General features: G+C 60.0%; 23 protein-coding genes. 6 read left to right on the plus strand and 17 right to left on the minus strand.

Annotation, left to right across the window (positions count from 1 at the left end):
- Positions 1-11 precede the first annotated feature (11 nt).
- From nusB to pgpA, 3 genes are all read left to right on the plus strand, one after another.
- A complete protein-coding gene (nusB, locus tag A1WC_RS20195) occupies positions 12-431 on the plus strand; it encodes a transcription antitermination factor NusB (protein ID WP_008805376.1) in 420 nt (139 codons plus the stop codon).
- A 73-nt stretch (positions 432-504) separates the two neighbouring features.
- Complete coding sequence (gene thiL, locus A1WC_RS20190) at positions 505-1,476, plus strand: thiamine-phosphate kinase (RefSeq protein WP_012542699.1); 972 nt, start codon at positions 505-507, stop codon at positions 1,474-1,476.
- Positions 1,469-1,972, plus strand: coding sequence for a phosphatidylglycerophosphatase A (pgpA, locus tag A1WC_RS20185; protein ID WP_008805378.1), 504 nt, complete (start codon positions 1,469-1,471; stop codon positions 1,970-1,972). The genes thiL and pgpA overlap by 8 nt, the downstream gene beginning before the upstream one ends.
- 45 nt (positions 1,973-2,017) lie before the next feature.
- On the opposite strand, the gene A1WC_RS20180 is transcribed toward pgpA, so the two are convergent.
- The 4 genes from A1WC_RS20180 to xseB are packed head-to-tail and all read right to left on the minus strand — an operon-like array spanning position 2,018 to position 6,077.
- A complete protein-coding gene (locus A1WC_RS20180; protein ID WP_016160373.1) occupies positions 2,018-2,992 on the minus strand; it encodes an aldo/keto reductase in 975 nt (324 codons plus the stop codon).
- 60 nt (positions 2,993-3,052) lie between these two features.
- The gene (gene dxs, locus A1WC_RS20175) at positions 3,053-4,915 is read right to left on the minus strand and encodes a 1-deoxy-D-xylulose-5-phosphate synthase (RefSeq protein WP_016160374.1); all 1,863 of its coding nucleotides are present in this window, start codon (positions 4,913-4,915) and stop codon (positions 3,053-3,055) included.
- Positions 4,916-4,933: 18 nt separating this feature from the next.
- Positions 4,934-5,833 (minus strand): (2E,6E)-farnesyl diphosphate synthase, encoded by a 900-nt coding sequence (gene ispA, locus A1WC_RS20170; RefSeq protein WP_008805381.1) that lies wholly within the window; start codon positions 5,831-5,833, stop codon positions 4,934-4,936.
- 1 nt (position 5,834) lies between these two features.
- The gene (gene xseB / locus A1WC_RS20165) at positions 5,835-6,077 is read right to left on the minus strand and encodes an exodeoxyribonuclease VII small subunit (protein ID WP_002891398.1); all 243 of its coding nucleotides are present in this window, start codon (positions 6,075-6,077) and stop codon (positions 5,835-5,837) included.
- Between the two features lie 181 nt (positions 6,078-6,258).
- On the opposite strand from xseB, the gene thiI reads away from it, so the two are divergent.
- The gene (thiI, locus tag A1WC_RS20160) at positions 6,259-7,707 is read left to right on the plus strand and encodes a tRNA uracil 4-sulfurtransferase ThiI (RefSeq protein WP_008805382.1); all 1,449 of its coding nucleotides are present in this window, start codon (positions 6,259-6,261) and stop codon (positions 7,705-7,707) included.
- 70 nt (positions 7,708-7,777) lie between these two features.
- Here the strand turns inward: thiI and A1WC_RS20155 are convergent, their stop codons facing one another.
- Genes A1WC_RS20155 through panE form a run of 3 tightly spaced genes read right to left on the minus strand, consistent with a single transcriptional unit; the run spans position 7,778 to position 9,772 of the window.
- Positions 7,778-8,254, minus strand: a complete 477-nt coding sequence (locus tag A1WC_RS20155) for an SRPBCC family protein (RefSeq protein ID WP_008805383.1) — start codon at positions 8,252-8,254, stop codon at positions 7,778-7,780.
- Between the two features lie 50 nt (positions 8,255-8,304).
- A complete protein-coding gene (yajL, locus tag A1WC_RS20150; RefSeq protein WP_008805384.1) occupies positions 8,305-8,898 on the minus strand; it encodes a protein deglycase YajL in 594 nt (197 codons plus the stop codon).
- Entirely contained in the window at positions 8,861-9,772 is a 912-nt protein-coding gene (panE, locus tag A1WC_RS20145; RefSeq protein WP_008805385.1) for a 2-dehydropantoate 2-reductase, read from the minus strand. The genes yajL and panE overlap by 38 nt, the downstream gene beginning before the upstream one ends.
- A gap of 217 nt (positions 9,773-9,989) precedes the next feature.
- Here panE and A1WC_RS0124910 point away from each other — a divergent pair, with 217 nt between their 5' ends.
- Complete coding sequence (locus tag A1WC_RS0124910; protein ID WP_002891465.1) at positions 9,990-10,481, plus strand: YajQ family cyclic di-GMP-binding protein; 492 nt, start codon at positions 9,990-9,992, stop codon at positions 10,479-10,481.
- A 42-nt stretch (positions 10,482-10,523) separates the two neighbouring features.
- Here the strand turns inward: A1WC_RS0124910 and A1WC_RS20140 are convergent, their stop codons facing one another.
- The 8 genes from A1WC_RS20140 to A1WC_RS20105 all read right to left on the minus strand — a co-directional run bounded on the left by A1WC_RS20140 (position 10,524) and on the right by A1WC_RS20105 (position 20,339).
- Entirely contained in the window at positions 10,524-11,888 is a 1,365-nt protein-coding gene (locus A1WC_RS20140; protein ID WP_012542696.1) for an MFS transporter, read from the minus strand.
- Between the two features lie 159 nt (positions 11,889-12,047).
- Positions 12,048-13,226 carry a Gfo/Idh/MocA family protein gene (locus tag A1WC_RS20135; RefSeq protein WP_008805388.1) on the minus strand — a complete coding sequence of 393 codons (1,179 nt, stop codon included), beginning with the start codon at positions 13,224-13,226 and terminating at the stop codon, positions 12,048-12,050.
- A 329-nt stretch (positions 13,227-13,555) separates the two neighbouring features.
- Positions 13,556-14,920: an MFS transporter gene (locus A1WC_RS20130; RefSeq protein WP_012968830.1), complete on the minus strand. Its 1,365-nt coding sequence runs from the start codon at positions 14,918-14,920 to the stop codon at positions 13,556-13,558.
- 10 nt (positions 14,921-14,930) lie between these two features.
- Positions 14,931-15,749, minus strand: a complete 819-nt coding sequence (locus tag A1WC_RS20125) for a sugar phosphate isomerase/epimerase family protein (protein WP_008805390.1) — start codon at positions 15,747-15,749, stop codon at positions 14,931-14,933.
- A gap of 59 nt (positions 15,750-15,808) precedes the next feature.
- Positions 15,809-17,500, minus strand: coding sequence for an FAD-dependent oxidoreductase (locus tag A1WC_RS20120; RefSeq protein ID WP_012968829.1), 1,692 nt, complete (start codon positions 17,498-17,500; stop codon positions 15,809-15,811).
- A gap of 10 nt (positions 17,501-17,510) precedes the next feature.
- Entirely contained in the window at positions 17,511-17,831 is a 321-nt protein-coding gene (locus A1WC_RS20115) for an NIPSNAP family protein (protein WP_004204812.1), read from the minus strand.
- A 13-nt stretch (positions 17,832-17,844) separates the two neighbouring features.
- Positions 17,845-19,521, minus strand: coding sequence for an FAD-dependent oxidoreductase (locus A1WC_RS20110; protein ID WP_016160375.1), 1,677 nt, complete (start codon positions 19,519-19,521; stop codon positions 17,845-17,847).
- Entirely contained in the window at positions 19,518-20,339 is an 822-nt protein-coding gene (locus A1WC_RS20105; protein ID WP_016160376.1) for a shikimate dehydrogenase family protein, read from the minus strand. The genes A1WC_RS20110 and A1WC_RS20105 overlap by 4 nt, the downstream gene beginning before the upstream one ends.
- 152 nt (positions 20,340-20,491) lie before the next feature.
- Between A1WC_RS20105 and A1WC_RS20100 the strand changes: the two genes are divergently transcribed.
- On the plus strand, positions 20,492-21,250 hold the full coding sequence (locus tag A1WC_RS20100; protein ID WP_004177256.1) for an IclR family transcriptional regulator domain-containing protein: 759 nt from the start codon (positions 20,492-20,494) through the stop codon (positions 21,248-21,250).
- A 36-nt stretch (positions 21,251-21,286) separates the two neighbouring features.
- Here the strand turns inward: A1WC_RS20100 and A1WC_RS20095 are convergent, their stop codons facing one another.
- Together A1WC_RS20095 and cyoE are read right to left on the minus strand one after the other, a co-directional pair.
- Entirely contained in the window at positions 21,287-21,619 is a 333-nt protein-coding gene (locus A1WC_RS20095) for a hypothetical protein (protein WP_004177255.1), read from the minus strand.
- Positions 21,620-21,869: 250 nt separating this feature from the next.
- On the minus strand, positions 21,870-22,757 hold the full coding sequence (gene cyoE / locus A1WC_RS20090) for a heme o synthase (RefSeq protein WP_002891629.1): 888 nt from the start codon (positions 22,755-22,757) through the stop codon (positions 21,870-21,872).
- Between the last annotated feature and the right edge of the window lie 6 nt (positions 22,758-22,763).

Consider the following 22,763-nt stretch of genomic DNA (forward strand, 5'->3'; position numbering starts at 1 on the left):
AGGGGAATTCCGTGAAACCTGCTGCTCGTCGCCGCGCCCGTGAGTGTGCCGTCCAGGCGCTCTACTCCTGGCAGTTGTCCCACAACGACATCGCTGATGTCGAATACCAGTTCCTGGCGGAACAGGACGTAAAAGATGTAGATGTTCTGTATTTCCGTGAACTGCTGTCCGGAGTGGCGACTAACAGCGCGTACCTCGACGGCCTGATGAAGCCCTACCTGTCCCGTCAGCTGGAAGAGCTGGGCCAGGTGGAAAAAGCGGTGCTGCGTATCGCGCTGTTTGAGCTGTCCAAACGTGACGACGTACCGTATAAAGTGGCCATCAATGAAGCTATCGAACTGGCGAAAACCTTCGGCGCTGAAGATAGCCATAAGTTCGTCAACGGCGTGCTGGACAAAGCGGCTCCGGTAATTCGTCCCCGCAAAAAGTAAACGCCAGGCCGGGCTTTGCAGGATCTGATCCCGCGAACCCGGCCTTATTTTTTTCTTTGCTGAGGCATAACGTATGGCATGCGGCGAATTTTCCCTGATTGCCCGTTATTTTGATCGCGTTAAAAGCGCCCGCCTTGATGTTGAAACCGGCATCGGCGATGACTGCGCGCTCCTGAATATCCCCGAGAAAAAAACGCTGGCAATCAGCACCGACACCCTGGTGGCGGGCAATCACTTCTTACCCGATATCGACCCTGCCGACCTCGCTTATAAAGCGCTGGCGGTGAACCTGAGCGACCTCGCGGCGATGGGCGCGGAACCGGCGTGGCTCACGCTGGCGCTGACTTTGCCAGAGGTGGATGAAACCTGGCTGGAAGCCTTTAGCGACAGCCTGTTTGTCCAACTGGACTATTACGATATGCAGCTGATTGGCGGTGATACCACCCGTGGCCCGCTCGCCATGACGCTGGGTATTCACGGCTTTGTGCCGCCAGGGCGCGCCATGAAACGCGCTGGCGCGAAGCCAGGAGACTGGATCTATGTCACCGGCACCCCGGGAGACAGCGCCGCCGGCCTGGCGGTGCTGCAGAACCGGCTGACGGTGGATGAACCGTCTGACGCCGACTACCTGCTGGCTCGTCATCTGCGCCCGATGCCGCGCGTGCTGCAGGGTCAGGCGCTGCGTGACCTGGCGACATCGGCTATCGATCTTTCCGACGGCCTGATCTCCGATCTGGGCCATATTCTTAAAGCCAGCGGCTGCGGCGCGCGCATCGATCTCGATGCCATGCCGTATTCCGACGCGATACTGCGCCAGGTGGAGCCCGAGCAGGCGCTGCGCTGGGCGCTCGCCGGCGGGGAAGATTACGAACTGTGCTTTACCGTACCGGAGCTGAACCGCGGGGCGCTGGACGTGGCCCTTGGCCATCTTGGCGCGCGTTTTACCTGTATCGGACAGATTGCGCCGGAGAGCGAAGGGCTGCAATTTATCCGCGATGGTAAGCCGGTCGCGCTTGATTTAAAGGGATACGATCACTTTGCGTAGTCGAGACGAGGCGTTACGCCGCCTGAGCATGCGTAACCCGTGGCATCTGCTGGCGACTGGCTTTGGCAGCGGCTTAAGCCCGGTGGTACCGGGGACGATGGGGTCGCTGGCGGCGATCCCGTTCTGGTATCTGATGACCTTTCTCCCCTGGCAGCTCTACTCGCTGGTGGTGATGATGAGCATCTGTATTGGCGTCTATCTGTGCCATCGCACGGCCAAAGATATGGGCACCCATGACCACGGCAGTATAGTCTGGGATGAGTTTGTCGGGATGTGGATCACCCTGATGGCGTTGCCGACCCTGGACTGGCAGTGGGTGGCCGCTGGCTTCGTGATTTTCCGTATCTTCGATATGTGGAAGCCGTGGCCGATTCGCTGGTTTGACCGCAATATCCACGGCGGAATGGGGATTATGGTCGACGATATCGTCGCCGGCGTGATCTCGGCCGGCGTGCTGTATGTCATTGGCCATCACTGGCCCATCGGTCTGCTTTAATCGTCTCTCCCCGGTAGCATCATGCTGCCGGGGAAACCACACCTGTTACTTAAATCCCACCACCGGATGCGGCTGATACGGCGCCTCCAGCTTGTCGATCTGTTCCGGAGAAAGCGTCAAATCCACCGCCTGCAGCAGGTCGTCGAGCTGTTCCTGACGCGATGGACCGATAATCGGCGCGGCAACGCCAGGTTTACTTAACAGCCAGGCGAGGGCGACCTGGGCGCGGCTGGCGTCGAGTTCTTCCGCCACGTCCGCGAGATTCCCGGCGATCTGCGCGTCGTTTTCTTCGCTGGTGCTGTAAAGCGTTTTGCCGAACTCATCCGAAACCAGCCGGGCGGTGGTCTCTCCCCAGGGGCGGGTCAGTCTGCCGCGCGCCAGCGGGCTCCACGGGATCACCGCCACGCCGTTGTGCTGACACAGTGGCAGCATCTCATTCTCTTCTTCCCGGTAAATCAGATTGTAGTGATCCTGCATGGTGACAAAGCGCGCCCAGCCGTTCTGCTGCTGGAGCGCCAGCGCCTGGGCAAACTGTCGGGCATGCATGGACGAGGCGCCGATATAGCGCGCTTTGCCGGCTTTCACCACCTCGTCCAGCGCTTCGAGGGTCTCTTCAATCGGGGTGGTATAGTCCCAGCGGTGGATCTGCAGCAGGTCGACATAGTCCATCCCAAGACGGCGCAGGCTGTCGTCGATGGAGCGCAGGATCTGCGCCCGGGAAAGCCCTTCCGCCAGATCGCCGACCTGGTGATACACTTTGGTGGCGACAACCACCTCATCACGGCGGGCAAAGTCGCGCAGGGCGCGGCCAACGATCTCTTCACTGCTGCCGTCGGAGTAGCTGTTTGCGGTATCGAAGAAGTTGATGCCGCCTTCAATAGCGTGCTGGATAAGCGGGCGGCTGCTCTCTTCCGGAAGCGTCCAGGCGTGTCTGCCGCGGTCCGGCTCGCCGAAGGTCATGCAGCCGAGGCAGAGTCGGGAAACCCGTAAGGCAGTATCACCGAGGGGGATATAGTGCATAGTGCGCTCCTGCTATTCATCAAGGGTATCCCTTAAGCATAGCAGGAGCGGAAGGGGCAATTATGCCAGCCAGTCGCGGATTTTGGCTTCAATACCGGCGGCATCAAGGCCGAGGTCGGCGCGGATCTCTTCCTGAGTGCCCTGAGGAATAAAATAATCCGGCAGGCCAATATTGAGCACCGGTACCGCCCGGCGATGGGCCATCAGCACTTCGTTCACGCCGCTGCCGGCGCCGCCCATGATGGCGTTCTCTTCCAGCGTCACCAGCGCGTCGTGTTCGCCGGCCAGCTGCAGGATCAGCGCCGTATCCAGCGGCTTCACAAAGCGCATATCCACGAGGGTCGCGTTGAGTTTATCCGCTACCGCCGCGGCTTCCGGCAGCAGGGTGCCAAAGTTGAGGATCGCTATTTTCTCGCCCTGACGTTTCACCACCCCTTTGCCGATCGGCAGCGATGCCAGCGGCTCGAGCGTCGCGCCGGTGCCGCTACCGCGCGGATAGCGCACGGCGCAGGGGCCGTCGCTGTAATGGTAGCCGGTATGCAGCATCTGGCGACATTCATTTTCATCGCTCGGGGTCATCACCACCATATCCGGAATACAGCGCAGGAAGGAGAGATCGAACGCTCCCTGATGCGTCTGACCGTCTGCGCCGACAATCCCGGCGCGGTCGATAGCAAACAGCACCGGCAGCTTCTGGATAGCCACATCGTGGATCACCTGATCGTAGGCTCGCTGCAGGAAGGTGGAGTAGATCGCCACCACCGGCTTGTAGTCGCCAATCGCCAGCCCGGCGGCGAAGGTGACCGCATGCTGCTCGGCAATGGCGACGTCAAAGTACTGATCGGGGAATTTCTTCGAAAACTCCACCATCCCTGAACCTTCGCGCATCGCCGGCGTGATCGCCATCAGCTTGCTGTCTTTGGCCGCCGTTTCGCACAGCCAGTCGCCGAAGATTTTCGAGTAGGAAGGGAGACCGCCGCTGCTTTTGGGCAGTACGCCGCTGGTATGGTCGAATTTTGGCACCGCATGGAAGGTGATCGGGTCTTTCTCGGCAGGCTCATAGCCGCGGCCCTTTTTGGTCATAATATGCAGGAACTGCGGGCCTTTCAGGTCGCGCATGTTCTTCAGCGTGCTGACCAGACCGAGCACATCGTGGCCATCGACCGGCCCGATGTAGTTAAAGCCCAGCTCTTCAAACAGCGTGCCCGGCACCACCATCCCTTTGATATGTTCTTCGGTTCGTTTAAGCAGCTCTTTAATCGGCGGCACCCCGGAGAAGACCTTTTTACCCCCTTCGCGCAGGGTGGAGTAGAGCTTGCCGGAGAGCAGCTGCGCCAGATGATTGTTCAGCGCGCCAACGTTCTCGGAAATCGACATTTCATTGTCATTCAGCACCACCAGCAGGTCGGGTTTGATATCCCCGGCGTGGTTCATCGCTTCAAACGCCATGCCGGCGGTGATCGCCCCGTCGCCAATCACGCACACTGCGCGCCGCTGCTTATCCTCTTTCGCGGCGGCGATAGCCACCCCGATACCGGCTGAAATGGAGGTCGAGGAGTGGCCGACGCTCAGCACGTCATACTCGCTTTCACCGCGCCACGGGAAGGGGTGCAGGCCGCCTTTCTGGCGAATGGTGCCGATTTTGTCCCGGCGGCCGGTCAGAATTTTATGCGGGTAGGCCTGATGGCCGACGTCCCAGATCAGGCGATCGAACGGCGTGTTATACACGTAGTGCAGCGCCACGGTCAGTTCCACCGTGCCGAGGCCAGAGGCAAAGTGACCGCTGGAGCGGCTGACGCTGTCCAGCAGATAGCGCCGCAGCTCATCACACAGCTTCGGCAGGCTCTCTTTTGGCAACAGGCGCAACTCCTGGGTGGAATCTACCAGCGCCAGGGTCGGGTATTTGGCAATATCAAAACTCATCAGAGACTCATTTATTGTTTATTTATCGCGCTGAATAATGTAATTCGCGAGCGCTTCCAGTGCCGAAGTATCCAGAGATTGTGCGGCCAGCTCATCTAACGACCGGCGGGCATCAGCGATCAGGTCGTGCGCTTTCTTCCGGGCTTGCTCAAGACCCAGGAGGGCGGGATAGGTGCTTTTACCCAATTGCTGGTCGGCACCCTGACGTTTGCCAAGGGTCGCAGTATCCCCTACCACGTCGAGAATGTCATCCTGGACCTGGAAGGCAAGACCGATATTTTCCGCATAGCGATCCAGCGCGGGCAGGGCAGCGCGGCCGCGTTCGCCGGCGCTCAGCGCCCCCATCCGGACGGCGGCGCGGATCAACGCCCCCGTTTTGTGGCGATGGATACGCTCCAGCGCCTGCAGATCCACCTGCTGTCCTTCCGCCTCCAGATCCAGCGCCTGGCCGCCGCACATACCCGCCACGCCGCTGGCCTGCGCCAGTTCGGAGACCATCGCCAGCCGGTCCCGATCAGAGACGTCGGCCATCGGCGCATCACTCAGTATAGAGAACGCCAGCGTTTGCAGGGCATCTCCCGCAAGAATTGCGTTGGCTTCGCCAAATTTAATATGACAGGTCGGCAGTCCGCGACGCAGATCGTCATCATCCATCGCCGGCAAATCATCATGCATCAGGGAATAAGCATGAATACATTCGACCGCCGCGGCGGGGGCATCGAGCGTGGTGCGGCTGACGCCGAACATCGCGCCGGTGGCATAGACAAGGAAGGGGCGCAGGCGTTTACCGCCTAAGAGTGCGCCATAATGCATCGCTTCCACCAGCGGAGTGTTCTGAAAGGGCTGCGGCGCGATAAAACGGCGCAATGCCCCATTAGCCTGTTCCACACAGGCCTGCAATTGTTGCGGGAAATCCATTTTATTCAGCGTCCGGCGTAAAAGGCGTGGTCGGGGAATCTTCACTATCCGCCAGCAGGATCTGCACGCGCTGTTCGGCCTTCTGCAGCTGACTTTGCCCCTGGCGCGCCAGCTGTACGCCGCGCTCAAATTCGCTTAGCGCTTCCTCTAACGGCAAATCGCCGCTTTCCAGACGGTTAACGATCTGCTCCAGTTCGCCCAGAGCAGTTTCAAAGCTGGCCGGGGCCTCATTTTTCTTTGGCATAGTGAATGTAGACTCTTGTTATGTCGCGACGGCAATACCGGGTATGGTAACGAAGTCACGCGTGTAAGCAAATAACGCGCAATGGTGATATACTCCGCGCCCAGGATGCAGGCACCGGTGTGCGCTGCTTTACAACTTTTGCTTATAGCCCCGTCGGGCTTGCCAACGAACTATTGTCGCCATGAAGTTTATCATTAAATTGTTCCCGGAAATCACCATCAAAAGCCAATCTGTGCGGTTGCGCTTCATTAAAATCTTAACCGGGAACATTCGTAACGTTCTCAAAAATTATGACGAGACGCTGGCCGTCGTCCGTCATTGGGATCATATCGAAGTTCGCGCGAAAGATGAAAATCAGCGCCCGGCTATTCGCGATGCGCTGACCCGTATCCCCGGCATCCACCATATTCTGGAAGTCGAAGACGTACCGTTCACCTCGCTGCACGATATTTTTGAAAAGACGCTGCCGCTGTGGCGCGAGGCGCTGGAAGGCAAAACCTTCTGCGTGCGTGTGAAGCGTCGCGGCAAACATGAATTCACCTCAATTGAGGTGGAACGCTACGTCGGCGGCGGTCTGAATCAGCATATTGAAACGGCGCGCGTGAAGCTGACCGACCCGGACGTCACCGTCAATCTCGAGATTGAAAACGATCGCCTGCTGCTGGTGAAAGGCCGCTATGAAGGCATCGGCGGCTTCCCGATCGGCACCCAGGAAGATGTGCTGTCGCTGATCTCCGGCGGCTTTGACTCCGGCGTTTCCAGCTATATGCTGATGCGCCGCGGCTGCCGCGTGCACTACTGCTTCTTTAACCTTGGCGGCGCCGCCCATGAGATTGGCGTTCGCCAGGTCGCACATTACCTGTGGAACCGCTTCGGCAGTTCGCACCGCGTTCGCTTTGTGGCGATTAACTTTGAGCCCGTGGTCGGCGAAATCCTTGAAAAAGTGGACGATGGTCAGATGGGCGTCGTGCTCAAGCGCATGATGGTCCGCGCCGCGTCAAAAGTCGCGGAACGCTACGGCGTGCAGGCGCTGGTCACCGGCGAAGCGCTGGGCCAGGTTTCCAGTCAGACCCTCACTAACCTGCGCCTGATCGACAACGTCTCCGATACTCTGATCCTGCGCCCGCTGATTTCGCACGATAAAGAGCACATCATCGACCTGGCGCGTGAGATCGGCACGGAAGATTTCGCCCGCACCATGCCGGAATATTGCGGCGTGATCTCGAAGAGCCCGACCGTGAAGGCGGTGAAGGCGAAGATTGAAGCGGAAGAAGAACACTTCGATTTCAGCATCCTCGATAAAGTGGTGGAAGAGGCGAGCAATATCGACATTCGCGATATTGCCCAGCAGACGGAAGCCGCCGTGGTTGAAGTGGAAACCGTGACCGGCTTTGGCGCTAACGACGCGATCCTCGACATCCGCTCCATTGACGAGCAGGAAGACAAGCCGCTGAAGGTCGAGGGCGTTGAAGTCGTTTCGCTGCCGTTCTACAAGCTGAGCACCAAATTTGGCGATCTCGATCAGAGCAAAACCTGGCTGCTGTGGTGCGAGCGCGGGGTGATGAGCCGTCTGCAGGCGCTCTATCTGCGCGAGCAGGGCTTCAGCAACGTGAAAGTTTATCGCCCGTAACGGGTTGCCATCCATATTGAAAAAGGCCTTCCCCGATGGAAGGCCTTTTTGTCATCCCCGGGCCAGCGCATTAGCGCAGGGTCATCGCCAGGTCATTCAGCTGATCGATGACGATATTCCAGCCCTCAAAAAATCCCATCTGCTCATGCTGCTCGCGAGTTTCATCATCTGCATGCAGCACCGTGGCCGTATAGCGACATCCGTCTTTTTCGTCGGCAAAGGTGATGATGGCCGTCATGGCAAAAGGGGACACGGCAGGACGATAATCCGCCGTCAGCATCGAGGTCATGACGATTTTTTGTTGCGGGATGACCGCAAGAAAACAGCCGGGATTATCGCTGCGTTCACCGTCAGGGCCGTGCATCACGGTATGAAAAGCCCCGCCAGAGCGAAAATCAAAGGCCAGCACCTCAGTAGACCAGGGCTTCGGGCACCACCAGGTTTTGAGTAATGCCGGGTCGGCCCACGCGCGCCACAGGGCAGAGGCTGGCGCGCTGAGCAGGCGGCTGATGACAAGATCGCGAGAATCGGTTGCGCTACGGGACATGCTACGACTCCTCAGGAAAAGGGGAGCCAGTCCGCGGCGCGGACCGGCTATCAGGCTTCGTAGTAATTATAGATGCCGGCGGCCATTACCAGCTGCGAGGCGACCTCATACGCTTTCTCGCGACCCACCAACAGGTCAATCATTTTCAGGGCGAAATCAATCGATGTCCCCGGTCCCTGGCTGGTTAACAGATTCACCCGTGGATCCCAGACCACCCGTTTATCCTGCCACTGATCGGCGGGGATATGTTCCTTCAGCGCCGGAAAACCGGTCATGTTACCGATCGGGAACAGCTGATGGGGCACCAGCACGGTCGCCGGGGCGGCGCAGATGGCGGCCACAATGCGGCCTGAGAGGTGGAACTGTCGGACGGTTTCCACCAATAGCGGGCTGTCGCGGAAGCACTCTGCGCCCTTGATGCCGCCAGGGAGGACGATGATATCGAAATCACCATCGGCCACCTCGACCAGCGGCGCATCCGCCAGCAGTTTGACGCCGCGCGAGCAGACGATGGTCAGGCCGCCGTCGCTGGCGACGCTGGCGGTGGTTACCTTCACTCCGCCGCGGACCAGCAGATCGATAGTGGTGACCGCTTCGGTCTCTTCGCTACCAGGGGCGAGGCAAATCAGTGCCGACGCGCTCATATTCATTCTCCTTACGCTTGATCAATTCAAATAAGCGGGCGTTTTCCGGTACGGCAACGCCGTGGGCGCGGGCGCGGTTGAGCAGAAAACCGGTGATATAGTCGATCTCCGTGTGCCGCTGGGCGCGGATGTCCTGCAGCATGGATGAGATATTTTCTGCCGTACTTTCAATCACCTGTTCGACATAAAATAGCAGGTTTTCCGCCGAGGTATGAATACCTTCGCGCTCCATCACCGCCGCCACTTCCTGGCAAATGGCGGCAACCTCCTGCGGATAGTGGCGCAGATCGCCGTTTTTACATCCTTTGAGGGCGGTCAGAGGATTAATGACGCAGTTTACCGCCAGCTTGCGCCAGGTGGCCGAGTAGATATGGTTGTGCCAGGCGACATCCGGCAGTACGCTTTGCAGGACTTCCGCGAGATAGCTGTAGTCCTCCTCGTAGCTTTTCGCCGGACCGATATGGGTGGTGCCCTGGGCGACGTGGATGATCACATTCCCGTCGCGACGCGCTGCCTGGGTGGTGGAGGCCAGCAGTAAAGGCTGTTTCACGCCGCGCAGCTCCTCGACGGTGCCCATGCCGTTATGCACCAGCACAATTGGCGTAGTGACCGGCAGGATCCCGGCCAGGTGCTTCACCGCATTCGACACCTGCCAGGCCTTTAAGGTGACGATCAGCAGCTCGCTGCTGGCGAGAAAATCGGGGTCGTTGGCCGTCAGTGATTCGTTGAACACCGAGCCGTCGGTTTCAATGACATTGACGCTACAGAATGGCTGCGGTACGCGTAGCCAGCCCTGGACTTCATGTCCCTGTTTGCACAACGCGGTCAGCCATAGTTGTCCCAGTGCACCGCATCCCAGTACGGTTACTTTCATTGTTCCTCCTCATCTGCCGCTACCCCAGGCGCTGATGGCTAAAGTCTATCTCGTCGCTTTTCGCATTGTCGGACGGAAAGGGGGATTCGGCGTCGTCGGGCAGCACGGGGAAATAGCGCGAGCGTTGCGTAATCAGCTAAGCTTCCGGGATAACAAGTTGAGTTATGCCGCGTTGCAGGTATTATGCAACGCAAAAGAAACGGAAGGAGAGGAAAAGATGCCATCTTTCGATATTGTCTCTGAAGTTGATCTTCAGGAAGCCCGTAACGCGGTGGACAACGCGAGCCGCGAAGTCGAGTCGCGTTTTGATTTTCGTGGCGTTGAAGCCACTTTTGAATTAAACGACGCCAACAAAACCATTAAGGTGCTGAGTGAGTCTGACTTCCAGGTGAACCAGCTGCTGGATATCCTGCGCGCTAAGCTGCTTAAGCGCGGCATTGAAGGTACCTCCCTCGACGTGCCGGAAGATATCGTGCACAGCGGTAAAACCTGGTTTGTTGAAGCGAAGCTGAAGCAGGGCATTGAAAGCGCTGTGCAGAAGAAGATCGTCAAACTGATCAAAGACAGCAAGCTGAAAGTGCAGGCGCAGATTCAGGGCGAAGAGATCCGCGTGACCGGTAAGTCCCGCGACGATCTGCAGTCGGTGATGGCGCTGGTGCGCGGCGGCGATCTGGGGCAGCCGTTCCAGTTCAAAAACTTCCGCGACTAACGCGGCGGCAGACAGCAAAAAGCGGGGAATTCCCCGCTTTTTTTATACCCCTTTGATGAGCTGCTCGATCTCGAAGCGGTTGGTGACCTTGCTGTCGATTTTGATATACACCGAGCGCTCCTCAGGTACCACCAGCGCCTGATGAACCCCGTTGGCGTTCAGCAGACGCGTCTGTAGCGCGCTGTCGACCACCACGCCATCCGGCACCTCCACCCGCAGGCTGCTGACGTACGGCGGCTCGCTCATGGTACTGGCCACCAGCAGCCACAGCATTGCCAGCAGGGCGCCCAGCAAGAACACGGTTTGCGAATCAAAGAAACCATCGACCCAGCCGCCAAGCGCGCCGCCAATCGCCACGCCGAGGAACTGGCTGGTGGAGTAGACGCCCATTGCGGTGCCTTTATAGCCCGCCGGCGACTCCTTGCTAATTAACGATGGCAGCAGCGCTTCCAGCAGGTTAAACGCCAGGAAGAAGAGCTGGACGCCCGCCACCAGTTCCCAGAAGTAGCCTCCAGCGCCCCAGAGGACAATTTCCGCAATCAGCAGGATGGCGACGCAGAGCAGGAAGACGCGCTTCATTTTGCGCTTCACTTCGGCATAGATGATAAACGGCACCACCGAGATGAACGAGATAACCATGGTGACCAGGTAAATCTTCCAGTGCTCGGCGGCCGGAAAGCCAGCAGCCTCCAGTTGGCCGGGCAGCGCGACAAAGGTCGACATCAGCATGATGTGCAGGCACATGATGCCAAAGTTGAGCTTCAGCAGGCGTGGTTCCACCAGTACTTTGCTAAAGCAGCCCTTCACCATCCCGGATTCGCGGTTGAGCACGTGGTTATGGCTGTTGGGCACCACCCACAGGGTGAGCAGGATGCCGATGGTCGCCAGAATGGCGATCATCCAGAACAGCGCGTGCAGACCCAACTGGTGGGTGACAATCGGCCCCAGCACCATGGCGATGGCGAAGGTGACGCCAAAGCTGACGCCGATAAAGGCCATCGCTTTGGTGCGGTTCTGTTCGCGAGTGAGATCGGATAGCAAAGCCATGACCGCGGCGGCGATAGCGCCGGAGCCCTGCAGGGCGCGGCCAAGAATGATGCCCCAGATAGAGTCGGTGAGCGCGGCGATGACGCTGCCGAGTACAAAGATGAGCAGGCCGCCGACGATCAGCGGCTTACGGCCAATACGGTCAGATAACAGTCCGAAGGGGATTTGGAAAATCGCCTGCGCCAGGCCGTAGATACCGATCGCCAGGCCAATCAGCGCTTCACTGGCGCCCTGCAACGCCATGCCATACGTGGTCAGAACCGGCAGGACCATAAACATGCCAAGCATGCGCAGGGAGAATACCGTCCCCAAACCCCAGGTCGCGCGCAGTTCCCCTGGCGTCATTTTGTTATCGTTCATTACCACCTCAATATAAAAACTGCGCCTAGTGTAGCGGCGGGGGGTAAGAAGCGTAAATAAATGTTTGTTTAACAGATATTACGGGGCTGTTGCGCGATGAGACAAGTTGGTAGAAATCAATAAACCAGTGGAGGGGGACTCCACTGGCGAGGGGAAAAATTAAGGTAAAGTAAAGTCAACCCACTGGCTGCCAGCGTCAGCCGATTTGACGCACTGTTCGACCCAATAGACGCCGTGCAGCCCGGCTTCAACGTCCGGATACCAGAAGTCTTGCAGGAAAGCGCGATCGTCACGGTCCGTGGCGTCAATCGCCTGCGCATAGCGGCGATAGAGGTTGGCCCAGGCTTCGAATAGCCCTTCCGGATGGCCGCCGCCGATGCGGTCATCCGCCAGCGCGTTCGGCGACAGGTAGGGCATCCCGCGCTCAAGAATCCGCGCCGGCTCGCCCTGCACCTCATAGCTGAGCTGGTTAGGATGCTCATCCCACCATTCGATACTCGCTTTTTCACCGACGATACGCACTTTTTGCGAGTGCATGGCGCCGCTGTTGACCGCGCTGGTCCACATCGAGCCAACCGCGCCGTTGTCATATTCCATCAGGACAAAGGCGTTATCTTCCAGCGGCGCGCGCGAGGGGACAAAGCTCTGGCGGGAGCACATCAGCCGTTTGATATTGAGCTGCGGCGCCATGGTTTCGGCGACAAACAGCGGATGGGTGGCCAGATCGCCCAACACATAGCTGGGCCCAGCAAACTTCGGCGTCACGCGCCAGCGGGTGGATTCAGCCTGCAGCTCGACGGCCTGGTTATGAAAGCCGTGGGCGAACTGCATATTGACGATGCGGATCTCGCCGAGCAGTCCATCGGCAATCATCTGCCGCGCCTGCTGGATCATCTGATAGCCGGCATAGCCGTAGGTGACGCCGACGATTTTGTTCTGTTTTTTGCTCAGGTCCACCAGCTCGCGTGCTTCTTCGGCGCTAAAGCAGAGGGGCTTTTCACAGATGACGTGGAGGCCCGCTTCCAGCGCCGCTTTGGTGATGGCGAAATGGGTATTGTTCGGGGTGGTGACCGAGACGACCTCGATGCCGTCAGGGCGCTGCGCCTCTTCACGAAACAGGGTCTGGTAGTCGGCGTAGCAGCGCTCCGGCGCGATGCCCAGTTGCTCGCCGAACGCGCGCCCGCGCTCGGCATCGACGTCAAGCGCGCCGGCCAGCAGGGTATAAACATTGTCACGCAGCGCCGCACAGCGGTGGCTGTAGCCGATCTGACTGGTTCCCCCGCCGCCGACCATGCCCCAACGCAGGGAGCGGGATAAGGGTTTCAGGCCGTTTAACATGGTGCTCTCCTTTTTGAAATCATTCGCACTCTGAGACGCTCAATGCCGACGCCTGCGGCAACGCGCATCCGGATAGACTGACCTTAACTTAAGGAAATGTTTGTTCTGTTTCAATTGTGTTGTGGAATTTATTTTCCATATATGCGAGGGGGATCGAATTAGCGAAAGTTTCTTTTGGGCTGCGTTGAAAAGATGAGCGAGGGCTTATCGCCTCCCGGAGCAGAGCAGATTCTTGCGGGTGTTTTTCGTTCCGACCAAATATGAAATAAATTTTCTTTTTAGCCGCTGAGCCGGTGCAATCCGCAGATTGCACCGGGGAGCCGATGCCGCTATGACGCTCCGCGCACAGACGCGGGGGAAGGTGAAGCGGCGGGAGGATTACCGGCCGCAAAGATGCCTTTCGCCGCCAGACCTGCGACGGTGAGGGCTGCCGGGATACCGAGGATCAAAAAGACGCTTTCAAAGGGCAGGTTGAGCGCCATCATCTCGGCACCGGCAAAGGCGCTGAGAATGGCGCCGATGCGCCCGACGCCATGCATCCAGCTGGATCCCGTCGCCCGCGCCTGCGTAGGATAGTAGCGGGCGGAGAGGGCGTTCATACCGGTATTAGCACCGTTCAGACAGGCGCCGCTGATAAACGCCAGCATACAGAGCAAGGCAAAGCTGCCCGCGGCGTAGCCCATCGCCATGGTGAACAGGCCGCCAACGGCGTAGATCATCCCCAGCGCGCGATGAGGGTTGATCCTGTCCATCAGCCAGCCGGCAAACAGCGAGCCGAGGGTGCCGCCCGCCTGGTAGATCGCTGTCATGATGGCCGCCTGGCTAACGGTCATTCCCACCGCTTTAACCAGCGTTGGCAGCCAGCTACCGAGGATATAGACCAGGAACAGCCCCATAAAGTAGACCAGCCATAGCATCAGTGAGCCGAAGCCGTACTGGCGGGAGAGCACAATGCGCATCGCGTTGCCGGCCGCCGGCTGCGCCGGCAGGGTAAACGTCACGTTGTCGCTGATTTGTCCGGGATAGAGACGGTTAAGAATGGCGCGAATGCGTGCGGCGGGCGCTTGTTTGATCACCAGAAAACGAACCGACTCCGGCAGCAGCCAGATAAGCAGCGGGGCAAACAGCAGCGGCAGAATGCCGCCGAGCGCCATCAGCGAGTGCCAGCCAAACTGCGGGATCAGCCACGATGCTGAGAATCCTCCTGCCGCCGCGCCGAAGGTGAAGCCGCAAAAGATGACGGTAATAATAAATGAACGCTGGCGTTCCGGAGCGTACTCCGACACCAGCGTCCCGATGTTCGGCATCGCGGCGCCCAACCCCAGGCCGGTCATAAAGCGGAAAAACATCATCTGTTCAATGTTGTGCGAGAAGGCGGTGGCGATGGTCCAGAAGCCGAAGAAAAAGACGCTATTGATAATGATTTTCTTGCGCCCCAGCCAGTCGGCGAGCGGGCCAGAGAAAATCGCGCCCAGCGCGAGGCCGATCAGCGCGGCGCTGATCACCAGGCCTAGCTGGTGGTTGCTTACCCCCCATTCCAGCTTTAGCGTCGGGGCGATAAACCCCATGATCGCGATATCAAAACCATCGAGAGCGATAACGCAAAAACCGAGAAAAATGATCTGCTTTTGAAAGCGGCTCAGCGGGTTACGGTTTATTAACTCTCTGACATCCAGGCGTTGAGTCTGTGTCATAGCGTATTCCTTATGCGCAGGAGCGCAGGTAGGGCTGCGCGGCATTGAACAGTAATTGCGCCCGCTGGAGCGGCGGCAAGGCGCCCTGCTCGCCGTCGAGCGGCACTTCGAGGGAGACCGGCAGCGTTGCCGGCAGGGCCGACATTAGACCGTGCAGATCCAGACCGCCTTCCCCTGGCACGTTGCGCGCCGAGCGGGCCTGGCGGATGAGTTCCTGTTCGCTCTCCGGCCTCTGCGCCGCGCCATCGCAGAGCTGCATATAGTTGAGATGATGCGCGGGCAGGCTGGAGAGGGCGGCGAGCGATTCTCCCGCGCGCCAGAAATGAAGGGCGTCCACCAGGATGCCGATATCCTCCCGCCCGCTGGCGGCGATCATCGCCTGCGCATCGGCGATAGTGCGCAGTTGGGTCCAGGGCATCGGCTCAAGGTTCATGGTCAGCCCATAGGGGCGACCGGCCGCGGCGAGGATAGCCAGGTTGTCGGCGCTGCGCTGAAGGTTGTCGTCATTGCCGGCGACTAACACCTGTCCGGCGCCAAGACGCGCCGCAGTCTCCATAAACCGCTGCAGCCGATCGTCGAGGGTAAACCCGGGGGTCAGGCGGACGATCTCCACGTCTGAGACGCGGATGCCGGTTTCCATCAGCGCAGACAGCGTCGCGCGGACGGCGGGGGTATCGCCCAGCATGTCGTAGTCCGGGTCGGCCGGTGTGGCGGGGAGCAGCCGCAGACCAACGTGGGTAAAACCGGTTCTGGCCGCTATCCGCACCTGTTCGGGGGGAGGGACATCGAGCAGGGTCAGCGCGGCGAGCGATAGGGTACGCATGTTCATAAAGGGCTCCGGTACAGTTGCAGGTGAAGATAGTTATGGGTATTGCCGTCCCTGGTCGTTTATTGCTTTGTTTTTATTGTGTTTTCCGCCAGATTTTTACCCACCAGATAGCCGAAGGTCATGGCGGGTCCGAGGGTTATCCCTCCGCTGGGGTAATAGCCGCGCATCACGCTCGACATGTCGTTGCCGATGGCGAACAGGCCCGGTATCGGCTGCTGCTGTCCATCCAGCACCCGGGCGTGTTCGTCGGTTTGCAGTCCGCTGAAGGTGCCCAGCGAGCCGGGCAGAATGCGCACCGCGTAAAACGGCCCTTCGCGCAGCGGTCCGAGCGTCACCTGATGGTCACCCTGGGCGCGGTTATAGGCTGATGCCCCGCGGTGAAAATCGACGTCTTCGCCAGTGCTGGCGAAGTGGTTAAAGCGTTCAACGGTTTCCGCCAGCGCATTGGCGTCGATGGCGCACTGCTTCGCCAGCTCCCCCAGCGTGTTTCCCCGCTGCAGATAACCGGTACGCAGCCAGGCGGTGGGGGTGAAGGGGAGCGGTCTGGCATGGCCCAGGCCGTAGCGACGCAGCGCGCGACGATCGGCCAGCAGCCAGGCCTGCGGCGTGTCGCCCGCGGGTGTGGCCGCCAGCAGGGCGGCGATAAAGTCATGATAAGAGTCGGCCTCGTTAACAAAGCGTTTGCCGTTGGGCAGGACAGCGATCACCCCGGGCTTGGCGCGTTCCACCAGGTGGGGAAACATCAGCTGCTGACCGCTGGCCAGGGTGACGCGGGACACCGGCGCCCAGGCCAGCGGGTGGCGCAGGCGGGTGTCGAACTGGCCGCCGACGGATTCGCCAAGCCTGATCCCCTCGCCCTGATTGTCCGGCGGTGCGGCGGAAAAATGGCCGTAACCCTCCGCCGCGTGGGGCACCACCTGCGCCAGCCGCTGCCGATCGTGGGGAAAACCGCCGCAGGCCAGCACCACGGCCCCTGCTTCGACGTGAATTTCCCCGCTGTCGCTGCGCAGCACCGCGCCGGACACACCCTGCGGACCCTGCAGCAGCCGGACCACCGGGGCATTGAGCTGAAAGCGCACTCCGGCGTCGAGGGCGGATCGCAGCAGACGGGCGACCAGCGCATTGCCATTGACCAGATGCTGCCCTCGTCCGGCGCGCAGCCGCTGCCAGCCGTGGCGCAGCAGGCGGCGGACGGCATACAGCGCGGAGCGCGGCGAGCGGGTGGCATTGAAAAAATGCGCCATATCCGCGCCGCCGGCGATGCCCATCCCGGCAAGGCTGATGGTCTCCAGCGGCGGACGCAGTCGGTGGAGCCAGTCGCCGAGCTGACGGCCATCGTAGGGCTGAGCGGTGACCGACCGCCCACCGCTCGCCGCACCCGGCGACGCGTGAAAGTCCGGCATGGCACTGCCTGAGAGAAACTGCACTGCCGTCCTGTGATGAAAAAAATCCACCATCTCCGGCCCGTGGCGCAGGAAGGTCTGCAGGCGAACGTCGGCGGCTTCGCCCCCCATCTCATGCTGCAGATAGGTCAGCGGGGCGTCAGCCGCTTCGTCGATGCCCTCCGCCCGCGCCAGCGGGTTGCGGGGGATCCACAGCCAGCCGCCGGACCAGGCGCTGGTCCCGCCGAGTACTGACGCTTTCTCCGCCACCATGACGCTGGCGCCGTGCATGGCCGCGGTGACCGCGGCAGAGAGTCCCGCCGCGCCGGAGCCGACCACCAGCATATCCACCTTCACAGGCCTGCTCATGATGGACTCCTTACTGCAATGGTGAAAAAGCGGTGGGGCGCATCAGCACCGACTCCAGGCGTTCAACGGCGGCCAGTTCGCGATTTTTCCGCGAAAAGGTCTGCCAGCGTTCGTCCTGCGCCATTCGCGCGCGGCGCACCAGGCGATCGTCCAGGCTTTCATAAGCCCAGATGTGCACCACCTGATTGACCACGCCGATCTCGGTAAAAAAGAAACCGATCAGTTTGCCGAGATGGTCGGTCTGCACCGCCAGGGCATCGCTTTGGTACAGCGCCAGCCAGTCGGCCATTTTCAACGGATTGATGGTGTACGTGCGTTTTTCGTAGATCATGATGTTTTCCTGATTAGTGGGGGGAGTGTTGTGCCAGATGGCAGGCGGCGAGGTAGCCAAACGTCAGCCCCGGGCCGAGGGTGATGCCGGGACCCGGGTAGGTGCCGGCCATCAGCGAATCCATGTCATTTCCCACCGCGTACAGCCCCGCGATGGGTTTTCCTTCCACGTTGACGACCTGTGCATCGGCGGTGGTGACCAGGCCCCGCGACGTTCCCAGATCGCCGGTATAGAGTTTGATGGCATAGAACGGCGCGCTGAGCAGGGGGGCGTTACAGGCGTCAGGCTGATGACCCGGATCGCCCATCGCCCGGTTATAGCTGTTGCCGCCTTTAGCAAATTCCCGATCCACGCCCTGCGCAGCGTCGCGGTTGTAGCGGGCTACCGTCTCGCTCAGGGTTTGGGCATCCAGACCAAGCTGTTGCGCCAGCGCGGCCAGGGTATCGGCTTTGTGCAGATAGCCAGCGGCGACCAGGGCGTCATTATTGACCGGCGCCGGGCGTGCCAGCCCGAGGCCATAACGCTTCATCGCCTGGGCGTCGCAGAGTAAAAAGCAGGGGGCATTTTCCGCTGCATCCTGCATCGCGCTGGCGAAATGGTGATAGGAGTTAGACTCGTTGACGAAGCGTACCGCCCGCTGATTGACGGCAATCACGCCCGGTTTGGCCCGGTCGGTTACCAGATGGGGGAAGCGCTCCTCGCTGCCGTCGGCCCGGGTCAGCACCGATACTGGCGCCCAGAAAAAGTTGGAGGCCTGATCGGCTCCCTCGCGAGCGTTAAGCGCCGCCGCGAGATGCAGCGCGGCGCCATCGTTGGCCGGCGGCGACATGGTGAAGTGTTCGCGGGTATGTGGCCGATAGCGCGCCGCCAGCGCGCCCGCGGCGAAGCCGCCTGCGGCCAGCACCACCCCGCGCCGGGCGTGCAGCGTCTCTCTTTGCCCCTGATACTCAATCTCCACCCCGCGGACCGCGCCTTGCGCTTCGCACAGCGCCAGAACATTGACATTCAGCCGCAGGTTCATGCCTTTACGCAGCGCCGTTGTCGCCATGCGGGCTATCAGCGCATTGCCCATCGCCAGGCGGGTGCCGCGAGGGTACTTCACCCGGTCGCGGGCGTAGCGCAGCAGCAGTCGGGTACAATGGGCCAGGGAGCGTAGCGAGCGCCGCATGTCGAGAAAATGTTGAATATCGACGCGGTTGACCATCATCCCGCCAAACAGCAACATCCCCGGCGGCGGTGAACGCAGGTCGCGAAACGCGTCCCCCAGTTCACGACCGTCATACTCCACCACCTCCAGCGCACGACCGACGTCGACCGCGCCGGGTTCATCCGGATAGTAATCAGGGGAGAGCGGGCGCAGGCTATATTTCACCGCCCCCTCGCGCTCGAGAAAGGCCAGCGCCTCACGCCCGGCGCTAACAAACGCTTCGGCGAGATCTTCACGGTACTGGCTCTCGCCGATAATGGTCCGCAGGTAGGTTTTCATCGCCTCGGCGCAGCCGCTTTTACCCGCCGCACGCGCCTGATCGGTATCGTGCAGCCACACGGCGCCACCGGAGATAGCCGAGGTGCCGCCGAACTGGCCGGCTTTCTCCAGCATCAGTACCGACAGCCCTTTGCAGCTGGCGGTGACCGCGGCGGCAAAGCCAGCGGCGCCGCTGCCGATGACGATCACATCCCAGCTCTTCATGCTGCCGCTCCCTGCGCCGGCGGGATGGCGCCGATAAACTGGCCCATCAGCGTCATCTGCGCCAGCGCCATTTCCGGCCCGATCTGCACCCGGCAGCCGCGGGCGGCGGCGAAAGTGAGCAACGGCGTCATCACCGGGGCGGTGACAACATCAGCCACGTGGGTGGCGCTGTCGAGCGTATCCAGCAGCGCCTGCGGCAGGGGCAGCTCATCAAATCCGGCCATGCCGGCCGGCGAGCCATTAACCAATAGATCGACGCCGTGAAGGGTGTCCGGCAGCGCGCTCAGTTGTACCGCCGGGAAGGCCTCAGCCAGAAGGTCATGCAGGCGTTGCCGGGTGGTCGGGTTTTGATCGTGCAGGGCCAGCTGACGGATCCCCGCCTCGCACAGTCCCCAGGCGATGGCGCTGCCGACGCCGCCGCAGCCGGAGAGCAGCGCCTGCTTACCTGCCGGCTGAAAACCCTGCGCCTCGGCGGCGAGTTGAAAGCCGACGCCGTCCAGCATATCGCCCTGCAAACGGCCATCCGCCAATTTGCGGATCACATTGATGGCGTTGAGTCGGCGGGCGCGGGGGGTGAGCTCGTCGACCAGCGCGGCGGCGCGCTGCTTATGCGGCACCGTCACCAGCACGCCGGTCATGTTCTGCCAGCCACGCAGAGCGTTGAGGTAGTCGACTACCGCGTCCGGGGCGATATCCACCGGGATCATGACGCTGTCCATGTGCTGTTCAGCAAAGTAGCGGTTGAAGTTATCCGGTGATTTGACCTGGGCGATCGGATGACCAATCACGGCGACAACCTGGGTAGTTCCACTGACCATTTCAAACCTCATTTGTTAAATGAATGTTGTGAAAGTATTTCAGTGGAAGCTGGGAGCGACAACGCAGAATTCGGACATGTCGGTTGTTAATCGCACGATCGCTGCGATAATCGCAGGAAATCGATAATGATGTTGCAAAAATGTGAGCGAATATGCAAAACACTATTCATCCACGCGATCTGATCGTCGGTTTACAAAAAGGGCTGGCGTTAATCCAGCTTTTTTCCAAAACCTGCCCAAAACTCACCGTCGCCCAGGCGGCGAAAATGAGCGGCCTGACGCAAAGCGCCGCGCGGCGTTTTCTGCTGACGCTGCTGCATGAGCGCTATCTGCAAACCGATGGGCGTTATTACTGGCTTACCCCGAAGACGCTGCGGCTTGGTCAGGCCTACGTCGATTCGGCGCAGTTTCCCCGCATGGTGCGGCCGATTGTCGAATACATCGCCAGCCGGACCGAGGAGCACGCCTCGGTAGGGGTGGTGGATGAAGATGAGCTGGTCTATATCGCCCGCAGCCGGCATACGCCGTTTAACTCCACGTCGGTTCGGCTTGGGGAGCGGGTGCCCATCTTCTGTACCGCCGGGGGACGGTTATGGCTGGCTTCGCTGCCGGAAGCTGAGTGCGAGGCGGTTCTGCAGCGTATTACCCGGGAACAACGCACGCCCTATACGGTGACCGACGTCGCGTTGCTGATGGAGAAAATCGCCCAGGTGCGGCGCCAGGGTTATGCCACCATTGAACAGGAGTTTGAGATTGGCATGCTGGTGCTGGCGGTGCCGTTAACTGACAGGGAAGGAACCTGGTGGGGCGCGCTGAGTCTGACCAGCCATCAATCGCGCACATCGCTGGAAGCGTTATGTCACGACCATCTCGATCTGCTCTACAGCGCGCAGGCGATGCTGGTGAGCTAAACAGGGCAGCAGATGCGCTGCCCTCAAAGATGTTGCTTACGCCGACGCGTTGTTCAGGAAGCTGTTCCAGTTGCTGGCGGCGTTATCTACGAAGATGTTCCAGTTTTTGCCAGCGGTGAGGACAAAGTTTCCCCAGTTTTCGCTACCAGTGGTCACAAAGGTTTCCCAGTTTGACTGCCCGGTCAGGAAGGAACCAAACGCCATCGCGCTGTCGCCGACGAAGGAGGCAAACGCGCTGCCGGAGGTGAGAACAAAAGAGGTGAAGCCGACGCCCGAGTTGGCAACAAAGCTGGCGAAGCCGCTGGCCGCGCCGAACAGGTTAAAGCCACCGGAGATGTACTCCATTTCGTTTAGTGTTAACTCTTTCATTGCAATTCCTTGTAGTAATGATTTTCCAAATGGGTGGGTAAACCCGGTGCAAAAGGTAGCACTGCTGTCGTGCACAGCGCGAGTCAGGTCCGCTGTGTATTAGCTCATTTTTTCCTCATTTTTTGGCAGGAGAGCAGCGTAAACGGCCGGAAGAGGGGAGGGGAGTATGAAATGAGAAAGAAAGCGGTGAGGAAGCAGAAAAGAAAAAGCCCCGTAAAAACGGGGCTTTATATCGCACTGGAGTGGGAGATTATCTCACGTAAGCCAGCAGGCTATGTGAATCCGGCACCATAAAGTCAACGGACATCATCACGGACAGCGCGGTGATGGCGACGATGGAAAAGACGAACAGCTTACGCGCCCAGACTTTATCATCGGCCACTTTATAGCCACGCAGCGCCATGCCCAGCCACCAGACGCTGACCGCTGCCGCCACGACCAGGTATTTATACCCGGCGTAGCCGCCCAGCGAGAGCATCAGGGTCGCCACGGCAAAGGCAACGATGTACAGCGTAATATGGTTTTTGGCGACCGAAATGCCTTTCACCACCGGCAGCACCGGAATGTTCGCCGCCTGATAATCCTTAAAGCGGAAAATCGCGATGGCGTAGGAGTGAGGCATCTGCCACAGGCTAAAGATAGCCAGCAGGATCGCCGCACCGCTGTCGAAATCACCGGTGACCGCGCAGTAGCCAATCACCGGCGGCGCGGCGCCGGAGAGTGAGCCAATCAGCGTGCCATAGACGGAGTGGCGTTTCATGTACAGGCTGTAGACGCCGACATAAACCACGAACCCCATCACCCCCAGCCAGCAGGCCAGCGGATTTGCGCCGAACCACAGCAGCATGAAGCCAGCAATACCCAGCAAGGTGGCGTACACCAGCGAAGCTTCTGGCGAGATCAGCCCTTTGACCAGCACCCGGTTTTTCGTCCGTTCCATCTTACGATCGATGTCCCGGTCGATGTAGTTGTTGAATACACAACCCGAGGCGACCACCAGGGATACTCCAAGGAGCGTCCAGACGAACAGCGGATAGTCGATGTGGCCTTTGGAGGCCAACAGGAAACCGCCGATCACGGAGATCAGGTTGCCAAAAATAATGCCTGGTTTCGTTACTTGCAGGTATTGCTTAAACATACTCGC

This window comes from Klebsiella sp. KTE92 (assembly GCF_000398905.1).
GTDB lineage: Bacteria > Pseudomonadota > Gammaproteobacteria > Enterobacterales > Enterobacteriaceae > Klebsiella > Klebsiella variicola.